Annotated in this window: 22 protein-coding genes; 12 read left to right on the top strand and 10 right to left on the bottom strand. The window is 62.1% G+C overall.

Translation table 11 applies throughout. The annotated features are described in order from the left end of the window. Positions 1–3 precede the first annotated feature (3 nt). The 3 genes from BSG19_RS03885 (at position 4) to BSG19_RS03870 (ending at position 3,556) form a co-directional block, all read left to right on the top strand. Positions 4–693: an HAD family hydrolase gene (locus BSG19_RS03885; protein ID WP_092984981.1), complete on the top strand. Its 690-nt coding sequence runs from the start codon at positions 4–6 to the stop codon at positions 691–693. A gap of 115 nt (positions 694–808) precedes the next feature. Next, a complete protein-coding gene (locus tag BSG19_RS03880) occupies positions 809–2,386 on the top strand; it encodes an FGGY-family carbohydrate kinase (protein ID WP_092984979.1) in 1,578 nt (525 codons plus the stop codon). 382 nt (positions 2,387–2,768) lie between these two features. Beyond that, positions 2,769–3,556, top strand: a protein-coding gene (locus tag BSG19_RS03870; RefSeq protein WP_092984975.1) for an IS5 family transposase whose coding sequence is annotated in 2 segments (ribosomal slippage) — positions 2,769–3,101 and positions 3,104–3,556 — 786 coding nt in all. Because the reading frame shifts where the segments join, the coding sequence is not laid out codon by codon here. Here the strand turns inward: BSG19_RS03870 and BSG19_RS03865 are convergent. Both BSG19_RS03865 and BSG19_RS03860 read right to left on the bottom strand, forming a co-directional pair. After that, positions 3,507–4,568, bottom strand: coding sequence for a sensor histidine kinase (locus BSG19_RS03865; RefSeq protein ID WP_244529077.1), 1,062 nt, complete (start codon positions 4,566–4,568; stop codon positions 3,507–3,509). The two genes, BSG19_RS03870 and BSG19_RS03865, sit on opposite strands and share 50 nt — an antisense overlap. 182 nt (positions 4,569–4,750) lie before the next feature. Beyond that, positions 4,751–5,545 carry a response regulator gene (locus BSG19_RS03860; protein ID WP_092984973.1) on the bottom strand — a complete coding sequence of 265 codons (795 nt, stop codon included), beginning with the start codon at positions 5,543–5,545 and terminating at the stop codon, positions 4,751–4,753. Between the two features lie 140 nt (positions 5,546–5,685). Between BSG19_RS03860 and BSG19_RS03855 the strand changes: the two genes are divergently transcribed. From BSG19_RS03855 to BSG19_RS03845, 3 genes are all read left to right on the top strand, one after another. Further along, positions 5,686–5,880 carry a NepR family anti-sigma factor gene (locus BSG19_RS03855; protein WP_062476434.1) on the top strand — a complete coding sequence of 65 codons (195 nt, stop codon included), beginning with the start codon at positions 5,686–5,688 and terminating at the stop codon, positions 5,878–5,880. Positions 5,881–5,888: 8 nt separating this feature from the next. After that, a complete protein-coding gene (locus BSG19_RS03850) occupies positions 5,889–6,443 on the top strand; it encodes an RNA polymerase sigma factor (RefSeq protein ID WP_092985587.1) in 555 nt (184 codons plus the stop codon). A gap of 167 nt (positions 6,444–6,610) precedes the next feature. After that, positions 6,611–8,107: a sensor histidine kinase gene (locus BSG19_RS03845; protein ID WP_092985585.1), complete on the top strand. Its 1,497-nt coding sequence runs from the start codon at positions 6,611–6,613 to the stop codon at positions 8,105–8,107. A gap of 71 nt (positions 8,108–8,178) precedes the next feature. On the opposite strand, the gene BSG19_RS03840 is transcribed toward BSG19_RS03845, so the two are convergent. The 6 genes from BSG19_RS03840 to BSG19_RS03815 all read right to left on the bottom strand — a co-directional run bounded on the left by BSG19_RS03840 (position 8,179) and on the right by BSG19_RS03815 (position 13,138). Next, a complete protein-coding gene (locus BSG19_RS03840) occupies positions 8,179–8,601 on the bottom strand; it encodes a phage holin family protein (RefSeq protein WP_092984971.1) in 423 nt (140 codons plus the stop codon). 70 nt (positions 8,602–8,671) lie between these two features. Continuing rightward, on the bottom strand, positions 8,672–9,031 hold the full coding sequence (locus tag BSG19_RS03835) for an ElaB/YgaM/YqjD family protein (RefSeq protein ID WP_092984969.1): 360 nt from the start codon (positions 9,029–9,031) through the stop codon (positions 8,672–8,674). A gap of 145 nt (positions 9,032–9,176) precedes the next feature. Next, entirely contained in the window at positions 9,177–9,989 is an 813-nt protein-coding gene (locus BSG19_RS03830) for a heme ABC transporter ATP-binding protein (RefSeq protein ID WP_092984967.1), read from the bottom strand. Positions 9,990–9,994: 5 nt separating this feature from the next. Then, positions 9,995–11,167, bottom strand: a complete 1,173-nt coding sequence (locus BSG19_RS03825; protein WP_092984965.1) for a FecCD family ABC transporter permease — start codon at positions 11,165–11,167, stop codon at positions 9,995–9,997. After that, positions 11,154–12,071, bottom strand: coding sequence for a heme/hemin ABC transporter substrate-binding protein (locus BSG19_RS03820; protein WP_092984963.1), 918 nt, complete (start codon positions 12,069–12,071; stop codon positions 11,154–11,156). Before BSG19_RS03820 ends, BSG19_RS03825 begins: the two co-directional genes overlap by 14 nt. An 11-nt stretch (positions 12,072–12,082) precedes the next feature. Then, entirely contained in the window at positions 12,083–13,138 is a 1,056-nt protein-coding gene (locus BSG19_RS03815; protein ID WP_092984961.1) for a hemin-degrading factor, read from the bottom strand. 224 nt (positions 13,139–13,362) lie between these two features. On the opposite strand from BSG19_RS03815, the gene BSG19_RS03810 reads away from it, so the two are divergent. The 5 genes from BSG19_RS03810 to BSG19_RS03790 all read left to right on the top strand — a co-directional run bounded on the left by BSG19_RS03810 (position 13,363) and on the right by BSG19_RS03790 (position 15,879). After that, complete coding sequence (locus tag BSG19_RS03810) at positions 13,363–13,758, top strand: hypothetical protein (protein WP_092985583.1); 396 nt, start codon at positions 13,363–13,365, stop codon at positions 13,756–13,758. Positions 13,759–13,801: 43 nt separating this feature from the next. Then, on the top strand, positions 13,802–14,755 hold the full coding sequence (locus BSG19_RS03805; RefSeq protein ID WP_092984959.1) for an energy transducer TonB family protein: 954 nt from the start codon (positions 13,802–13,804) through the stop codon (positions 14,753–14,755). 149 nt (positions 14,756–14,904) lie between these two features. Then, positions 14,905–15,312: a DUF2325 domain-containing protein gene (locus tag BSG19_RS03800; protein WP_092984957.1), complete on the top strand. Its 408-nt coding sequence runs from the start codon at positions 14,905–14,907 to the stop codon at positions 15,310–15,312. 17 nt (positions 15,313–15,329) lie between these two features. Further along, complete coding sequence (locus BSG19_RS03795) at positions 15,330–15,560, top strand: hypothetical protein (RefSeq protein WP_092984955.1); 231 nt, start codon at positions 15,330–15,332, stop codon at positions 15,558–15,560. Between the two features lie 4 nt (positions 15,561–15,564). Beyond that, positions 15,565–15,879 (top strand): heme-degrading protein HmuQ, encoded by a 315-nt coding sequence (locus BSG19_RS03790; protein WP_092984953.1) that lies wholly within the window; start codon positions 15,565–15,567, stop codon positions 15,877–15,879. Between the two features lie 84 nt (positions 15,880–15,963). Here the strand turns inward: BSG19_RS03790 and BSG19_RS03785 are convergent, their stop codons facing one another. Together BSG19_RS03785 and BSG19_RS03780 are read right to left on the bottom strand one after the other, a co-directional pair. Beyond that, a complete protein-coding gene (locus tag BSG19_RS03785; RefSeq protein WP_092984951.1) occupies positions 15,964–16,338 on the bottom strand; it encodes a DUF423 domain-containing protein in 375 nt (124 codons plus the stop codon). 3 nt (positions 16,339–16,341) lie between these two features. After that, complete coding sequence (locus BSG19_RS03780) at positions 16,342–16,737, bottom strand: globin domain-containing protein (protein WP_092984949.1); 396 nt, start codon at positions 16,735–16,737, stop codon at positions 16,342–16,344. 266 nt (positions 16,738–17,003) lie between these two features. On the opposite strand from BSG19_RS03780, the gene BSG19_RS03775 reads away from it, so the two are divergent. Continuing rightward, positions 17,004–17,345 (top strand): DMT family transporter, encoded by a 342-nt coding sequence (locus tag BSG19_RS03775; protein ID WP_280142383.1) that lies wholly within the window; start codon positions 17,004–17,006, stop codon positions 17,343–17,345. The last annotated feature ends 117 nt before the right edge of the window (positions 17,346–17,462 follow it).

The following is a 17,462-nucleotide window of genomic DNA, read 5'->3' as shown; positions in this document are numbered from 1 at the left end:
ATCATGGCCGCACCCGAACTTGTCATTTTCGATTGCGATGGCGTGCTGGTCGACAGCGAGCCCTTGTCTCTCGATGTGCTGGTACGGGTGCTGCGCACCGCCGGTGTCGAGATGGATGCCGAGGAAGCCACCGAGCGGTTTCTCGGCAAGAGCCTGATGACAATGACGAAGATCCTGCATGACGACTTCGGACTGCATGTGGACGAGCCGTTTCTGGAAGACATGCGGCGGGATCTTTACCAACGGTTCGAAACGGAACTGCAGCCGATTGCCGGGATCGCGGGTGTTCTCGACGCGCTGGACGTTCGGCGTTGCGTGGCATCATCGAGCCAGATGGAGCGCATTCGCCTGTCGTTGACCATCACCGGGCTCATCGACCGGCTGGACCCGCACATCTTCAGCGCCACCATGGTCACGAACGGCAAGCCGGCGCCGGACCTCTTTCTGCATGCGGCCGGCGTGATGGGCGTGGCGCCGGAACGGTGCATCGTCATCGAGGATAGCCCGGCGGGCGTTGTGGCGGCAAAGGCCGCCGGCATGCGCGTCTTCGCCTTCACCGGCGCGTCCCACGCACGCACCGAGCGGCATCTCGGGGCCATTCGTGCGCTTCAGCCGGATGCGGTGTTTGACGATATGCGCGAACTCATCCATCTTGTCGCCAAAGAACAAAAGCGGGATGGACACCCAGACTGACGCACCGGATTGCATCACGTACCGACCCTGCGAGACCGGCGCGCCCGTGGCCAGCGACGGGCTGTGTTGCCGTGTCGGAAGCCTGTGCGACCCTGCGTGACAGAACGGGTGCGGCATGGGCGATCTGATCGTCGCGGTTGATATCGGCACGGGCAGTGCCCGCGCCGGGATATTCGATGCCGCCGGCGTGCTTCTGGCGCGGGCGGATTATCCGATCCTCATGAACCGCCCGGAAGAAAACCACGCCGAGCATGACTCCGAAAACATCTGGTCTGCCGTCTGTATCGCCGTGAAGACCGCACGTGCCAAGGCGGGCGTTCCTGCCGAAGCCATCGCCGCCATCGGCTTCGACGCGACATGCTCGCTCGTCGTGCGGGACCATGACGGCGCGCCGCTGTCGGTCAATCGTAAAGGCGACCCGCGCTGGGACACGATCGTCTGGCTGGACCACCGTGCGCTGGTGCAGGCGGATGCCTGCACGGCGACGGAGCATCCGGTGCTTCGCCACTCCGGCAGCGTCATGTCGCCGGAAATGCAGATGCCCAAACTCCTCTGGCTGAAGCAGACCTTACCGGATCAGTGGGAGCGGGTTGGCTATCTCTTCGATCTTGCGGACTTCATGTCATGGCGGGCGACGGGCAGTGCGATGCGATCGCGCTGCACGCTCACGGCCAAATGGAACTATCTCAGCCATGCCGGCGGCTGGCAGCCGGATTTTCTCGATGTCATCGGACTTCATGATCTTCTGGAGCGCGGAAGCCTTCAGGCCGATGCCTGCCCCGTCGGATCTGCGATCGGCGTGCTGACGGCGGAGGCCGCGGCCGATCTCGGGCTTCACGAGGCGTGCCGGGTCGCGACCGGAGTTATCGATGCCTATGCCGGCGCTATCGGTGTGCTTGGTCAGTTCGCCAGCCGGCCCGAGGTGCTGGAGCGACAACTGGCGCTGATCGCGGGTACGTCGAGTTGCGTCGTTGCATTCTCCCGCGAGATGCGGCCCGGCTTCGGCATGTGGGGGCCGTATTATGAAGCAGGTTTTCCCGGGCAATGGCTGATCGAAGGCGGGCAGTCGGCAACCGGCGCTCTGCTCGATCATGTGGTGCGCAGCCACAGCGCAGGCGGCGAGCCGGATGCGGAAATCCATGCGCGGATCGTGCTGCGGATCCAGGAATTGCGCGCCGCCTACGGTACGGACTTCGCCGCGCGGCTGCACGTGCTGCCGGATTTCCACGGCAACCGCTCGCCGCTTGCCGATCCGCACGCCCGCGGCGTCATTTCGGGCCTGACCCTCGATAGCTCTTTCGACGCGCTCTGCCGCATCTACTGGCGGACCTGCGTCGCCATCGCGCTCGGCGTCCGTCATATTCTCGCGATGATGGAAGATGCCGGCTATCACGTCGATACACTGCACGTCACCGGCGGTCATGTGCGCAATCCGCTATTGATGGACCTCTACAGCGATGCGACGGGCTGCCGCGTGGTTGTTCCGGAAACGACGGATGCGGTGCTTCTGGGGACAGCGATGGTTGCCTCCGTTGCCGGCGGCGTGCATGCCGATCTTTCCGCGGCCGGAACGGCGATGAGCCCGGCCGGCGTCACGCGTCAGCCCGATCCTGCGATGAAAGCGGTCTATGATCGCGACTATGAAAAATTCCTCAGCCTCTACCGTCACCGGGCAGAGCTTGAGGCGGACTGAAAGCCGCTGACCAGCGTATATTTTCGCGAACAAAAAAATTCGAAAAAAGACAATCGGCGGCGGAACGAATATCCGGCCCGGGTGTTTAGTGGATGTCCGGACCATGGTTCTCATCGCCCCCAATGAGAACCGCCAAACAATATCCGGCTTCCAACTCACATGCCCCCTCGGTGAGTTGTCGAATACAGCCAGTGCCTCCCCCCGGCACTGGCTGTTTCTTTTCAGCCTTCAGATACATTACGGAGTGATTGCCTCTCGCCGTCGTGAGGCCTTCTGCGATCATCGTCGCGCTCCACCAACGCCTAGGATAAGACCTGATCAAACAATTGTCTTTATTGCATGATTCTTTCTTATTTTGAGTTTCAATGCAAGGATGTTCATGATGAGCGATCTTTTCTGGCTTTCGGATGAGGCATGGGCTGCGATTGAGCGGCATTTGCCGAAAAACCAGCCCGGTGCCCGCCGGGTCGATGACCGGCGTGTTATTTCCGGTATTCTGCATGTGCTGAAAATTGGCTGCCGATGGCGCGATGTTCCGCCGGAATACGGGCCTGCCAAAACCATCTACAACCGATATCACCGTTGGTCTCGACGTCGTATCTGGCAGCGCATTTTCGAGAAGATGGCGGCAACTGGTCCAGTCCCTGAAGAGCTTTCCATCGACAGCACTCATATCAAGGCGCATCGTTCCGCCCAAAGCTCAAAAGGGGGGCGTGGACGCAAGCGATTGGCACCTCACGAGGCGGAAGAACAAGCAAAATCCATTGTCTGGCCGATGATCGCGGCAGACCGGTCGCATTTGCCCTGACACCGGGAAACATCGCCGACATCAGGATGGCTATCCCTTTGCTGGAAGCCATTCGTCCGACCAGACGCCTCCTCGCTGACAAGGCCTATGATGCCGATAGCCTGCGCGGATGGCTCACTGGTCACAAGATAAAAGCGGTTATTCCGTCCTCGGCGGCACGCAGAACACCATACCCTCTGGATCGAAAAGCATATCGCCGCAGAAATGTCATCGAACGTCTGTTTTGCAGGCTCAAAAACTGGCGACGAATCGCAACACGATACGACAGGCTCGCAACGAACTACCTCTCGGCAATCGCTCTCGTTTCAATAGTTATCGCGTGGATTGGAATGAGTCCTCACCGTAGTCTTCGGCGCGGGTGAGGATCTCGTACTCGTGCGCGGGAATCGTGAGATGATACTCGATCCGGTCGGCGCGCGTCATGTAGATCGCCTTGCCGGCGATGGCGATGGGCACGACACGTTCCAGAACGGTGCGCGCAAAGCTCGGCTCATCGTGATCCCGCGTGTGATCCGCTTCCGGAAGATGCTCGATCCAGGCGAGTTCAAGGGCGGGCTTGTCGTTGAAAACCGTTTCGAAACAGTCCAGCGTCAACGAATTGACCCCGGCAGCGATCGCGCCGTGTGAGGCTGAATTGACGATGAGCTCGTGCAACGCCAGGCCAATATGAAGCGCGGCATTGGGCGACAGATGTGCGTCGATGCCCGTGGCGACGATCGGCATGCGCGGTTCCGACCAGTATGCGGCGAACTGCTTTTCGGCCAACGCGAAAAGAAAAGCACCGCGCCAGCTGGAATCGGTCACAAGGTCCTGAGAATAAGCCAGCGACTGGATGCGCCCGCGAAACTTGACCAGAAAGCTGTCGAGCGACAACGCCTGACGTGCCGTCTGGGTCGCGATGCCCTGGATGATGGCGAGAAGGTTTTTCGAGCGGTGGCTGAGTTCCCGAAGAAGGGTCTTCAGGACGCGCTCGCGGTGGCGAGTTTCCGAGATGTCGGTGATGACGGAGAGGATGCCGTCGGTACCATGCGTGGAGATGCGCTCCAGATCGATCCGGAAGGTCATCAGGCCGGCCGAGGAGGGAAGTTCCACCTCCATGCAATCGGCTTCTGCCGTGTCGAAAACGGTTCTCTTCAGCGACAGGAGCCGGTTGCCGTCATCATCTCCGAGAACGCCGGTTTCGCCGTTCTGCGTTAGTAAACCGGTCAGGCGGTCGGGTATATTGCCGGAGAGGAGAACGTCGAGAGTTGCGGACTGGAAGATATAGCCTGCGCCGGTTTTCTTTACGACGCGGTCGAGCAGTCCGATACTCTCTCCAGCTTCGGCGGTTCTGATCTTGCCGGCCGGAGATGTTGAACTGCTTGCGCTGGTCACGCGGGATGCCTCTTCATTCACTACAATACGGGGCGGCTGACGCGTTAACGAGACAAAGCCGGGTCCGTTCCATCATTCCTGTGACGTTGCGAAGATGTTCGGCTGATCGTTATCCGATGAGAGAAGCCGCCCCCGGACAGGCGCGGCTCGAAGAGAGGGTAGAGCGGAATAAGCTTTGCCGATCAGGCGGCGGCCTGCGTCGATTCGTTGAAGAAGAGCGCCTGGCTGATCAACGCCTTGACCATGTCCGGGTTGAACGGCTTCGTCACGAGGAAGGTCGGTTCGGGACGCTCGCCTGTGAGCAGGCGCTCCGGGAAGGCCGTGATGAAGATCACAGGAACCGCAGACGTGCGCAGGATCTCGTTGACGGCGTCGATACCCGAGCTGCCATCAGCCAGCTGAATGTCGGCCAGCACCATGCTTGGCTGTGTTGCGTTGAAGAGCGCGACCGCTTCATCACGCGTACGGGCGATACCGGTGACGCGGTGACCAAGGCTTTCGACCATCTGCTCGATGTCGATGGCGATCAGCGGCTCGTCCTCGATGATCATGATGTCAGTGGCGACCTGACGGGAGATTTCTTCGGAGGCACGCTCGATAAGCTGCGCCATACCACTTTCCGACGTTCCCAGAACTTCGGCCGCTTCGCTCGTCCGGAAGCCTTCGACGGACACCAGCAGGAATGCCTGACGGGCCAGTGGTGAGACCGATGCCAGATTGATAGAAGCGCGTTTTTCCCATGCGAATGGAGAAACGGGTTCCGGAATGAGAACCGACGAGGACCCGAACAGCTTGGTATAAAGCTGGAACAGAGCGACACGGTCGCTGCTCGCTTCCGGGAAAATCGACATATCCGAGATCAGCGCCTCCAGAACAGCGGCGACATAGGCATCGCCCGAGGTCTGGGACCCCGTCAGAGCGCGGGAATACCGGCGCAGATAGGGCAGGAACGGAGCGATCCGGGTAGACAGTGACATACAAAAACTCCCTCAATCCGGCCGAGGCTATGGCCATGACAGATATGGAAACGTTGATCCAAAAAAAAGGTTCCGTTGCGGGAACAAATTTTTGCTCCATGCATTTAGGGAGCGATCACCACGCGAGGTATTTCGTATTCATGACCGACAAAACTGGGGCAAGTTCCGGAGCCGGCGAGCCGGTCCGGGCCGATCATCCACATGCGCAGATCGCCACGAAGCTGCGCGCGCTTTACGTTTCCGTTCAGGAGGAGGCTATCCCGGATCGCTTTCTGGATCTCCTTGAGCAGCTTGATGCCGTCGAGCGTCGTCATGTTCCGGACGTTGCGAAATGAGTACCAAGATGTCGGCTGAAGAACCCAGTTTCAAGCGCGAAATGCTGGCTGCCCTGCCGAGCCTGCGCGCTTTCGCCATGTCGCTGATCGGTCGCCATGATCGCGCAGACGATCTGGTGCAGGACACGATCATGAAGGCGTGGGCCAAGCAGGATCACTTCGAGATGGGCACCAACATGAAGGCGTGGCTTTTCACGATCCTGCGCAACGAACTCTACAGCCAGATGCGCAAACGCGGTCGCGAGGTGCAGGACAGCGACGGCTTCTTCACGGAATCGCTCGCGCAGCATCCGTCGCAATACGGCTCGCTGGACTTGCAGGACTTCAAGCGTGCGCTGAACATGCTGCCGCCGGACCAGCGGGAAGCCATCATTCTCGTCGGCGCCTCGGGCTTCTCCTATGAGGAAGCTGCGGAGATTTGCGGCTGCGCGCTCGGCACCATCAAAAGCCGTGTGAACCGTGCCCGCCAGCGTCTGTCGGATATTCTGCAGGTGACAGGCGAGAACGAGTATGGGCCGGATGCGACATCCGCGCCTCTGACGTCCCGCGCGTTCGTCTCGTAGGCGTTCGGCACCCATGCAACCATCGTCGGCGCATCTTCGGATGCGCCGAATGCTGACTTTGCGCCTTTCTCCATTGCTGTCGCGCGCAGGATCATGCAGATTCCGGTCGAACCGATTCAACCCCGCCGACCATTCCTAGGTCCTGGGGATGCCGCAGGCGAATGTTGATGACTGAGACGAAACCGGATTTGCAGCCAGATGTCCCCGCGGTCATTCTGGATAAACGCAGACTCTCAGCCTTGCGGTCGCTTCAACCGGGGCGTCCGGGTGTTTCGGCCGAGTTCCAGGAGATCGTGGAGGTTGCCGCCGGCATCTTTGATGCTCCCGTGGCGCTGCTGACGCTCATCGACGACCGACGCGAGTGGGTTGTCGCTCGCGTGGGTACGGACATTTCCGACGTCGATGCCTTTACCTGTTTCGGCGCCCATGCGGTCGCAACCCATCCGCTGGCGCCGTTTGTCGTGCACGATGCGGCAAGGGATCCACGGTTCGCCACCCAGCCCTGCGTGACGGATGGCGTGCGTTTCTATGCCGGCGCGCCCCTGCTGGTGGAGGGGCATGCCGTGGGCATGATCTGCGTCATCGACCGGGTCGTGCGCATCGATGTGCCCGAGGCCCTGACCCTTCAGTTGCAGCGGCTTGCACGTATCGCATCACGCCTGATGAGCTTCAAGGAGGATGCGCGCGTTCGCGCGGCACGTGCCGAGGTGCTGTCGCGTGATGAAAAGAGGCATGCGCAAGCGCTCGAAGCGGCGAATGTGGGCAGCTGGCTCTGGGATGCGGAAACGGGTCAGGTGACATGCAATGCGGCGATGTCGCGGATGTTCGGCATGACCGTGACGACCATGAGCGCCCGCGACATCATCGGCCTCATTCATCCTGAGGATCGCGTCGGCATGCTGGCCAGCCTTCGTGCCGCGATGACCGAGGATGCCGAATATGCCAGCACGTTCCGCGTGGAGACCACGGGCCGCTGGGTCCTGGGGCGCGGGCGGGTGCACGAGCGCGATGCCGCGGGCAAGCCGAAGAGTTTTCTCGGTGTCAATATCGACGTGACCGCGGAGCAGTCTACAACACAGCGAACGCGTCTGCTGCTGCGGGAACTCAATCACCGGGTCAAGAACACGCTCGCCATGCTGCAATCGCTGGCCCGGCAGACCTTGCGGCAGACGAGCGATCCACAGGAATTCATGACCGCTTTCGCCGGACGCCTGCAGGCGATCTCCGAAGCGCATGGTCTGCTCTCCGACCATGAATGGGGAGAGATCCGGTTGTCGGCCTTGCTCAAGAAGCAGCTTTCGCCGCATGTGCGCGATTATGAGGCCCAGATCGAAATCCATAAGGACGAGATCCTTCTCGGGCCCGATCAGGCTGTGGGTCTCGGTCTCGTTCTGCACGAACTGGCAACGAACGCCTATAAATACGGGGCTCTCTCGGTGCCCGACGGCCGGATCGTTATCACGGCGCGCGGCCATCAGGAGGAAACGGGACGTATCCTCAACCTGACATGGACGGAAGTGGGCGGTCCCGGGGTAAAAGAGCCGGGTCGCCGTGGTTTTGGCTCCATCCTGATCGAGCGCAGCCTTGATAAGGTCATGGGCAGCTCGGTGAAGGTGGAGTATCTGCCAGCAGGCGTGACGGCTCTCGTCAGGTTGCCGTTGTAGAACGTGTGCCTGTTCCAGATACAAAAAAGGCCCCGGAAGGGCCTTTTTCGTGTGGTTTCTGTTGCCGATGCTCAGTCGTCGTGACGACCGCGGGTAACACCAAGAAGGGCGCCGACGGCCATGGCAACACCTGCGGCCACCAGAGGCTTGCGTCGGAAGACGGTCAGAGCCGTGGTCATGGCGACATTGGTCTTCAGCTGCGACTGGCGGCGGCGCTCGGCGGCGCGACGCTTCTCGGCCGAAGCCATAGCCGACATGATGATGAAGAGGACGACAGCGATGGCGATGAAGACGCCGCCCATGATGAGCGTTGCCGGGATCATGCCATAGGCATCCGATAGCGCGATGGTGCCGGCGACAAGCAGGAAAACATAGGCCGTCAGAAAGAAAACGCCGGCAATCGCCATAAAGATGGCGTTGCGTTTCGTCCGTGCAACAACCGTTGATATATCAGTGAGTACGACGCCTGACAGTAATGCCGCCAAAGACCCCATGCAGATTCTCCCTCAAACCCTGAAAAGCCGCCCCTCGGGGAGGGACGGCATCCTAAATCGAAGCCGGGCCTTAACGGCGCGAAAGCGCGATGACGGCGATGCCAAGTGCAGCAATGGCGCCGACGGTGGCGAGGGGATGTTCGCGTACCGTGTGGCGTACCTGGCGCTCCGTGGACGCGTAACGATGGCGGAGGTCGGAGAGCAGCTGTTCAGCGCCGTCCATCATGTCGGAGAGGCCGGTCTCGGCCTGACCGCGAACGTCGCTCGCGCGCGAGGAAAGCATGTTGCTTGCCTTGTTGCCGCGCTTCGACACGAGATTGGCGAGCGAAGCGATATCGCTGCGCAGATCGCTCAACTGGTCCTCGATGGCACTACCTATCAGATGCTGGCGCTTGCGGCTGGACGAGCTGGAAAAGAGACCGAAAGACATGATTTACTCCTTGTTGCCGCGGGTTCGACGACGTCGGCCGGAACATACCGACCTTGTGCACCGCAAACGCGGAGAGCAGTCTTTTGTTCCCGTCAGGGCTGCTCTCACGCTTCGTTTGGCGAAAGCGAAGAGTGGAGGAGGGTGTCTACAAGGCCGTGGTTTGCGGCAGGACGAAGGGGATGCCGGCTGGTGGCAAGGCGCTGACACGCATCGGGCAGCCAAAAACCGTTTCCATCATCTCGTCCGTCATGATGGCCGCGGGAGCACCCGCTGTAACGACACGCCCGTCCTTCATCATGACGATGTGATCTGCGAACATCGCTGTGAGGTTGAGATCGTGCATGATGGTGACCACGCCACCGCCGCGCCGGCAGTAGTCGGCGGCTAGCCGCATGATGGTCAGCTGGTGGCGGATGTCGAGGCTGGACACAGGCTCGTCGAGCAGCAGGAAGGCCGGACGTCCGTCGCGCACCGGCTCCCAGATCTGGCTGAGCGCGCGGGCAAGCTGCACGCGTTGCTGCTCGCCGCCGGAAAGCTCCTGATAGAAGCGTCCCGCAAAACCGCCGAGATCGACGGCTTCGAGAGCATCCTGCGTGACGCGGTCCACGAGGCCGGGATCGGCTGGCGTGCCGTTTGCGCGCGTCGTGGATGCGCCGACGGTCAGGCCCATCCGCACGATCTCGCGCACGGTGAAGGGAAAGGAAATGACGCTTGCCTGTGGGAGAACGGCACGGCGGGTGGCCAGTTGCCATGGCTTGAGGCTGCGGATGTCGTCGCCGCCGATGAGGACTCGCCCGTCGCAGGCGATCTCGCCGGCCAGCGCTTTCATCGTGGTCGTCTTGCCGGAGCCGTTCGGGCCTACGATCGCCGTCAGTTCTCCCGCCCGGGCGGTCAGGCAGACATCATTAAGCACAGCCTTGGTGCCAAGGCGGACATTCACGTCGAGCGCTTCGATCATCGGTGTCACAAGCCCATCTGCGTGCGGCCGCGCAGCAGGATCCAGAGAAAGAACGGAGCGCCCGCAAAGGCGGTGATGATGCCGATCGGCAATTCGGCCGGCGGTACGATGGTACGAGCGACCATGTCGGCGACGATCAGCAGCGTGCCGCCGAGGAGGGCGGAGGCGGGCAGGAGATAGCGATTGTCCGGGCCGATCAGGAGGCGCAGCACATGCGGAACGACGATGCCGACGAAGCCGATGCCGCCGCTGACCGCAACGGCCGCCCCGGTGGAGGCGGCGACGGTGACGACGGCCACCGTCTTCAGGCGCTGCACGGGAACGCCCATATGAAAGGCAGCGGCTTCGCCGAGCGTCAGGGCGTTCAGGCCACGCGCGAGGAACGGCACGACGGCGAGCGAGAGCACAATAATGGGGGCGGCACCGGCGATTTTCGTCCAGCTGGCGCCGGCAAGCGAGCCGAGGCCCCAGAAGGTCAGGTCGCGCAACTGCTTGTCGTCGGCGACGAAGATGAGGACACCGGTGACGGCATTTGCGAGAGCAGCAAGGGCAACGCCAGCAAGCAGCATGGTGGCGACCGAGGTCTGCCCGCCGCGCGTGGCGATCCGGTACAGAAGAAATGTAGCGATCAGTGCACCGAGGAAAGCTGCAACAGGCAAGGCATAGACTCCCACGAGAGCAAAGACCGGACCGAGCAGGGATGCACCGAGGACGATGGTCAGAACCGCACCAAGACTGGCGCCAGCCGAAATGCCGACGAGGCCTGGATCGGCCAGAGGATTGCGGAACAGGCCCTGCATCACCGCGCCCGAAACGGCAAGGGCCGCGCCCACCAGCAAGCCCATGAAAGCGCGAGGCAGGCGGATGTCGAGGATGATGATGCGATCGCGCAGGCTGAGTGCGGCCTCCGCGGTTTCCGTGCCGGTCAGCCAGCGCAGCAGGTTGCCGATCGACGCATCGGCGGCACCGGTCATGACCGAGGCGCCGAAAGCAAGAATGGTAACACCGACAAGAGCCACGATCAGGAGACGGGCGAGGCGCGAGCGATCGCCCGCAGCCCAATCCGCGCGAATGCCGGCGAGGGGCGAGAGACGCGGCGCGGGGGGCCTTTGCTGACGCTGGGTCTGCCGCGGCTCTGGGGCCGTGAAATCGCCCGTGACGGCCTTACTGGGATGCATTCGCTTTTCCGTAGATCGCGCCGTTCAGTTCGCGCACGGCGCTGGCGGTGCGAGGGCCGAAACCGAGCAGATGGAGACCGTCCATGCGGATAACGCTCTTGCTGGCAGCGGCAGGCGTGAGCGCGAGGGCCGGCTGCTTGAAGACCTCCTCGTCGGAGGCGCTGTGCGAGCCGCCGCGCGTCATCATCAGCACGAGATCCGGTTTTGCCTCGATGATCGCCTCGTCGGTGACGGGCTTGTAGCCCGGGAACGTGTCCGTCGCGTTGATGGCGCCCGAGAGCTCGACGATGGCATCGGCCGCCGTGCCCTTGCCTGCCGCCATGATCTTGCCGCCCTGCATGCTGAGGATGAAGAGCACGCGCTTGCGCTCGGCTCCCGGGCGGGCATCGGCGGCGGCCACGGCGGCATCGAGATCGGTCTTGACCGTAGCTGCCAGCGCGCTTGCCTTGTCCTCGACACCGAGGACGGCGCCGACGCGCTCGATCTTGGCGACGATGCCTGCGCCATCATAGCGTTCCGGCACGGTTTCCATGGGGATGGCGGCGTTTTTCAGAACGGCAAGCGTCTCGGGCGGACCGCTGCCCTCGACGGCCAGGATGGCCGTCGGGTTCGTCGCCATGATGCCTTCCGGCGAGAGCTGGCGCATGTAGCCGACATCCGGGACCTTCGTCGCCGCTTCGGGATAGATGCTGGTGGAGTCGCGCCCGACCAGCCGCTTCTCCTCGCCGAGCGCATAGATGATCTCCGTGACGTCTCCCCCGACCGAAACAAGACGGGACGTGTCGATGGGCTTGGCCTCCTGCGCCACGGCCGGTGCAGAGGCGAGAGGAGCCGCGAGAATGAGGAAAGCGAGACTGAGAGGCGCAAGACTGGCGCGCAGCCGGTGGTCGAGGCGCAGGGTCATAAGACGGTCCTTCAGGCAGCGACGGTGAGATCGAGGCGGGGCAGGGCTTCCATGATGGAGCGCCATTCCTCGCGTTCGGCGACGCCTTCCTTGCGCTTGCCGAAGAACTGGATGACCATTTCGCCACGGGCGTCCAGCGCCTCCAGCGACGTCACGTGGCCATCGGCTGTCGGCTTGCGCACCGCCCAGATCTCGGCGAGCTGATCCGTGCGCAGATGCAGGTGGAAGGTCGGGTCCATGACGTTAAGCCACGGGCCCATGGTCTTGATGTTCTCGACCGGGCCGGAATGGATCTGGATGATGCCCTGATTGCCGACGAAGCACATCAGCGGGAGGGCGACCTCGGCAGAGCCGCGCATCATCGCCTCGACGGCGCTGCCGTCGAGCTGCCAGGCATAATCTTCGCCGATCGCATGCAGGGCCGCACGGCGCTCGATCTTCAGCTTGCGCAGCAAGCCATGAAACTGATGCGTGTCCGTCATCCGGCTCCAGCCATCGCGCAGGCCTTCGAGATCCGGGGCTTCGGTCTCGGCGGCTGCGACAGGTGACGGCGCTTCTGCCGTGAAGGTCTGCGACTGATCTTCTACCGCAAATTCCTTCACAAGGCGGTGATAGGCTTCGAGGTTGGAGGCCGGGCGCAGGTGAACCTTGTGGACGGCGGTGCCTTGGCGGTCGAAATATTGCAGGCTGCGGCGAACGTCCTCGCCATCCGTCTTGGTGACGGCGAAAGCGTGCGCCCATGCACCCGGAAAGACGCGCAGGTCGATGTTCTCGCCAAGAACGATGGAGGAACCCTTGCCGGTCTTCGGTGTTTCGAAGACGCCGATCTTCTCGTGAACGGCGCTCTCGTTGCGGGTCAGCGCCATGACTTCCCCCAGCTGCGGTGCGAACTCCAGAAGGCGGTTGGCGTCCGAGTCGATGCGGATTGCCGTCAGCCCGCATTCGGCCGCGATCAGGGCTGCTTCCGAGATACCGAGCTGTGCGGCAATCTCGCGCTCGCGCATCTTCGGGTGTTCGGCCCGGTAGGCGCGGATATCTGCGGGAGAAGGACGGTTCGGTTCGGTCATGATTCGCTGCCTGGTTCTGGTGGCTGTTTCGGTCCAGAGACGCCGCTTTTCGGGGTGATCCGGGCGCTCCTATCTTGACTTCATAACTCATCTTTTAATATGGACGCAATATGCCAGCAACGTTCCCGAGTGGACGACGTGCCGGCCAGACCATCGTACCGGAGTTCCGCACCATGATCCGCCGTCCCTTGTCGTCCATCGTCGCCTTTTCCTCGCTCGCGCTGATGACGTCGTTCGCGCCCGTCCTTGCCCAGGGCACTGAAACTGCCGCTGCCGGGCTTTCGGTGGAGTTGAACGATGTTGCGACCTCCGAGCGCGGCTGCAAGCTGACCTTCGTTGCCGGCAACGATCTGGCGCAGCCGCTCTCCAAGGTATCGTTCGAATTCGTGCTGTTCGACCAGAAGGGACGCGTCGAGCGCATGGCGGTGCTCGATTTTCGCGATCTGCCGGCTGGCAAGACGAAGGTTCGGCAGTTCGATCTGGCGGGAACGAAATGCGATGCGCTCGGCAGCTTGCTGATAAACGACGCTCCGGTCTGCACCGGCGAGGGCATCGACAAGAGCGCTTGCATGCAAGGTCTGCGGACCGGCTCCAAGTCGCCGGTGGAGTTGAAGGGCTGAGGCAGGAAGCGGGACGCCACGTCAGGAAGGATTGGAACACGCGATGAAGAAAGCGGCGAAATGGGCTCTGGCCCTGTCAGTCTCGGTAGCGGCCCATGCCGGTGCGGCGATCGCCTTCCTGCCGGACGCGCCGCCACCGCCCTTTGCCGCTACGCAGGGGGGCGAAGAGATGGAACTCGCCATTCTCGGAAACGCGTTCGAGGATACGATTGAGTCCGGCACGATCTCCGATACGATTACCCCGGTGGATACACCGCCTGAAGAGGTTGCCGCGCTCGAGCCTGAAACGACCGAAGCCGAAGCCGAGACAGTGATGCCGACGACACCGACCGAGACGGTTTCCGAAGTGGTGCCGGAAACGGTCCCGACCGAGGCCGACGTCATTCTTCCCGCGGATGCGCAGCCACCCGTCATTGCCGATGAGCCCGAGGTGATCGCTTCGCTTCCGCCGGTGGCAACGGTCATTCCGGAGACGCGTCCCGAAACGCCGCCGGAAGTGGCGGAGAAGCCGCCGGCGCGCAAGCCTGCGCCTGTGAAGCCCGCTTTTGTGAAGAAGGCCGAGGCGGAAAAACCGAAAAAGAAGCCGGAGGCCGTGAAGGCCGGCAAGGACGGTACGGCGGAGGCGCGGAACAACAAGGGCCGGTCAGACGGCTCGGAACTGGCAACGGCGACCACCAGCGGCAAGGGTACGAGAGCGAGTTCGGCGGGCAATGCGTCGTTCTCGAACTTCGAAGGCAAGGTGCGTACAGCTCTGCACCGCGCGCTCCGTTATCCTTCGCGCGCCGAGAGCAAGGGCGTGAAGGGTGTGGTCCAGGTCCAGTTTGTGGTCGCTGCAAATGGCAGCGTGAGCGGCCCGAGAGTGACCAAGAGCAGCGGATCGCAGGTGCTCGACTCCGCAGCCCTTGATGCCGCACGGCGTATGAGATCCCCGAAAATTCCCGAGGCTTCGGGCAAATCGACCTGGCTGTTCACAGTTCCCATTTCTTTCACGCGATGATTTTTTTGTGTCGTCGATGCCAAAAACTTCGGGGCATTAAAATATGACAAAAACTATCATGTTTTAACTTTACTCGGTTTATCAAGTTTACTAGGGTCGCTGTAGAAGAAGCGGCGCGAGACGTGCCCGCGGGAACCCGGAGATCCACCATGGGCGACAAGCGTCAGCGGATGAAACAGAAGCGCGGAGCGACCACAACGGCGGCTGCGGCGCCGGCTGCACAGGAAGCTGAAGCGTTGAACGTCCGCAGCTTTCTCTATGTCGGCGGGCGGGATTGTCAGGTCGCGCATCTTCGCCAGATCGCCAGCAATTTCGGTGCGGAGCTGATCCACCACGATGGCGGCCTGCGCGAAGCCGTCTCCCGGATCGACAACGTCCTTCCCTCGGTCGATTGCGTCTTCTGCCCGATCGACTGTATCAGTCACGATGCCTGCCTGCGGGTGAAGACCGGCTGCAAGAAGTTCGGCAAGGCCTTCGTGCCGTTGCGCAACGGCAGCAAGTCCAGCCTCGAACGTGCCCTGCACGACCTGCAGACGGCACGCGCGCGCGCGAACTGACGCAGCGCAGATTTCACATGCAGGACGATATCCTCTTCGCAGCTCTCGGGCTTCACACGGCGGTGGCTCTTTCCGAACTCCGTGCCCTGAGCGAGATGCCGAGGACGGGCGCCAACGTCGTTCCGTTCCTGCCGCGCCGAACACGCTCCTGCCGTTCGGGGGTTGCGTCCAGGCAGAGCGGCGCTATCGTTCTCCTTCCTCAGCGCGGCAAACCAGCTGCGCCGGAGACGATGACGAAGGAAATGTGAAGCGATGTATTTTGCCATGAACCGTTTCCGGATCGCGCTCGGCCATGAAGAGGCCTTCGAGGCAATCTGGAAGAATCGCGACTCGAGTCTTGCCGAGAACCCGGGTTTCAAAGAATTCCGGTTGCTGCGGGGCGAGACGGTGGCGGACGAGGGCTACACACTGTTCGTCTCGTCCTCCATCTGGTCCAGCCACGAGGATTTCGTCGCCTGGACCAAGTCCGAGAATTTTCGCGCGGCTCATCGCAATGCCGGTGACAATCGCGCGCTATATCTCGGTCCGCCGAAGTTCGAGGGCTTTACCGTCGTAGACGGTGCTTGAAGAGCCTGCCTGGCAGATTCCATTTGTCGAGCCAAGTTGCTGACATCTTTGGCCTTTACCCTCGGGGTAAAGGCCGATGTGGGGTCAGGTCCGTTTCGGCAGGACGGCGCTGATGACGATCAAAGCCCATCCCAGCATCATGAGCATGCCGCCGAGCGGCGCCGACATGGGGAAAAGCCCATGCCCGGCGACGTGCCGCAGGACGAGGTCGCCCGCAAAAATGGCTGTTCCCAATGCCATGGCGGAGCCCGCAGCCGCGCCGAAGCGGAGCCGCGGCAGAACACCGGCGAGCGCGAGGAGCGACGGCGCGTGTGCGAGACACATCGCCGAGGCGCCGCCGAGAAGGCGCGGATCCGTGCCATGCGAGGCCGCGGCAGCAAGCGCCACGCCGCAGAGACCGAGAAGGCCGGCCGCAGCGAGGAATACGGCCGGGAAGTTGACGTGCAGGCGCTCGGCCATCTCTCAGCCCTCCCGATTGTGCATGTGATGGGCGAGCCGGGTGACCGGTTCCAGAATGATCTTACGAAGCTCGGAGTGATCGACGCACTCCTCCAGCGCCTTCCGGAAGCAGAAGAGCCAGCCTTCGATTTCTTCCGGGCCGATGGTGGCCGCGAAATGACGACGGCGCAGCATGGGGTGGCCATGCTTGTCCGTGTAAAGCGGCGGTCCGCCCAGCCATCCCGTCAGGTAGTCAAAGAGCTTGGCCTCACTGCCCGCAAGGGATGGCGGGTGAACGGCGCGACAGGTGGCAGCTTCCGGCGCCGTATCCATGATCTCGTAGAACCGGCGTGTCAGGGTCCGCACAGTGGCGTCGCCGCCGATGGCGTCGTAGAGGGTGGTGGTACTGGCTTCTTCCATGGCGGGCATTCCGGTCGGCGCTGTAGCGCTTTATACGTGCTGCATCATTTATCCTGAAATCGATTTCGATTTAAGGAATGATGCCACAAGGGGGTCATCGCTCATCTCTCCCGTGAGCTTCTTAAACCCGATTTGCAGGGAGAAGAAGATTCCGCAGTCGATTCAATTGGTCGCGGTCTCTAGCTCTCAATGTGAATCGGGTATGTCGGCTCTTGACCGGGCCTGCGGCGAGACCCAAGATCGGTCTTTCCCCGGCGGAGGCTGCCTTGAACCCTTTGATGCTCTATGCCGTGCTGGTGATCGCTATCGTCTTCGAAGTGCTTGGCACCTCTGCCATGCAGGCGGCTCAGCACTTCACGCGGCTCGGGCCGACACTGGTGATGGTCGGTTGCTATGCGGTCGCCTTCTTCTGCCTCTCCTACACGCTGCGCGCCATTCCCGTCGGCATCGCCTATGCCATCTGGAGCGGCCTCGGCATCGTGCTCATTTCCGTGGTGGGCGTCGTCGCCTTCGGGCAGCGGCTCGACTTTCCCGCCATACTCGGGCTCGGCCTGATCATTTCCGGTGTGATCGTGATCAACGTGTTCTCCAAGTCGACCTTCCATTGATGGCAAGGCCTCCGGGACGTCTTGTGCATGTAACTCCTGTGCGGTGATGTCATGCAAATGCTGGCGTCCGCAAGCGCTACGGGTGGGCGCTTTGGCGGAACTTTTTCCGCTTTTGAA

The organism is Rhizobium sp. NFR03 (assembly GCF_900111275.1).
Lineage (GTDB): Bacteria > Pseudomonadota > Alphaproteobacteria > Rhizobiales > Rhizobiaceae > Ferranicluibacter.
Note: the sequence above shows the minus strand (reverse complement) of the source record. Positions and strands in the feature narration are given on the sequence as shown.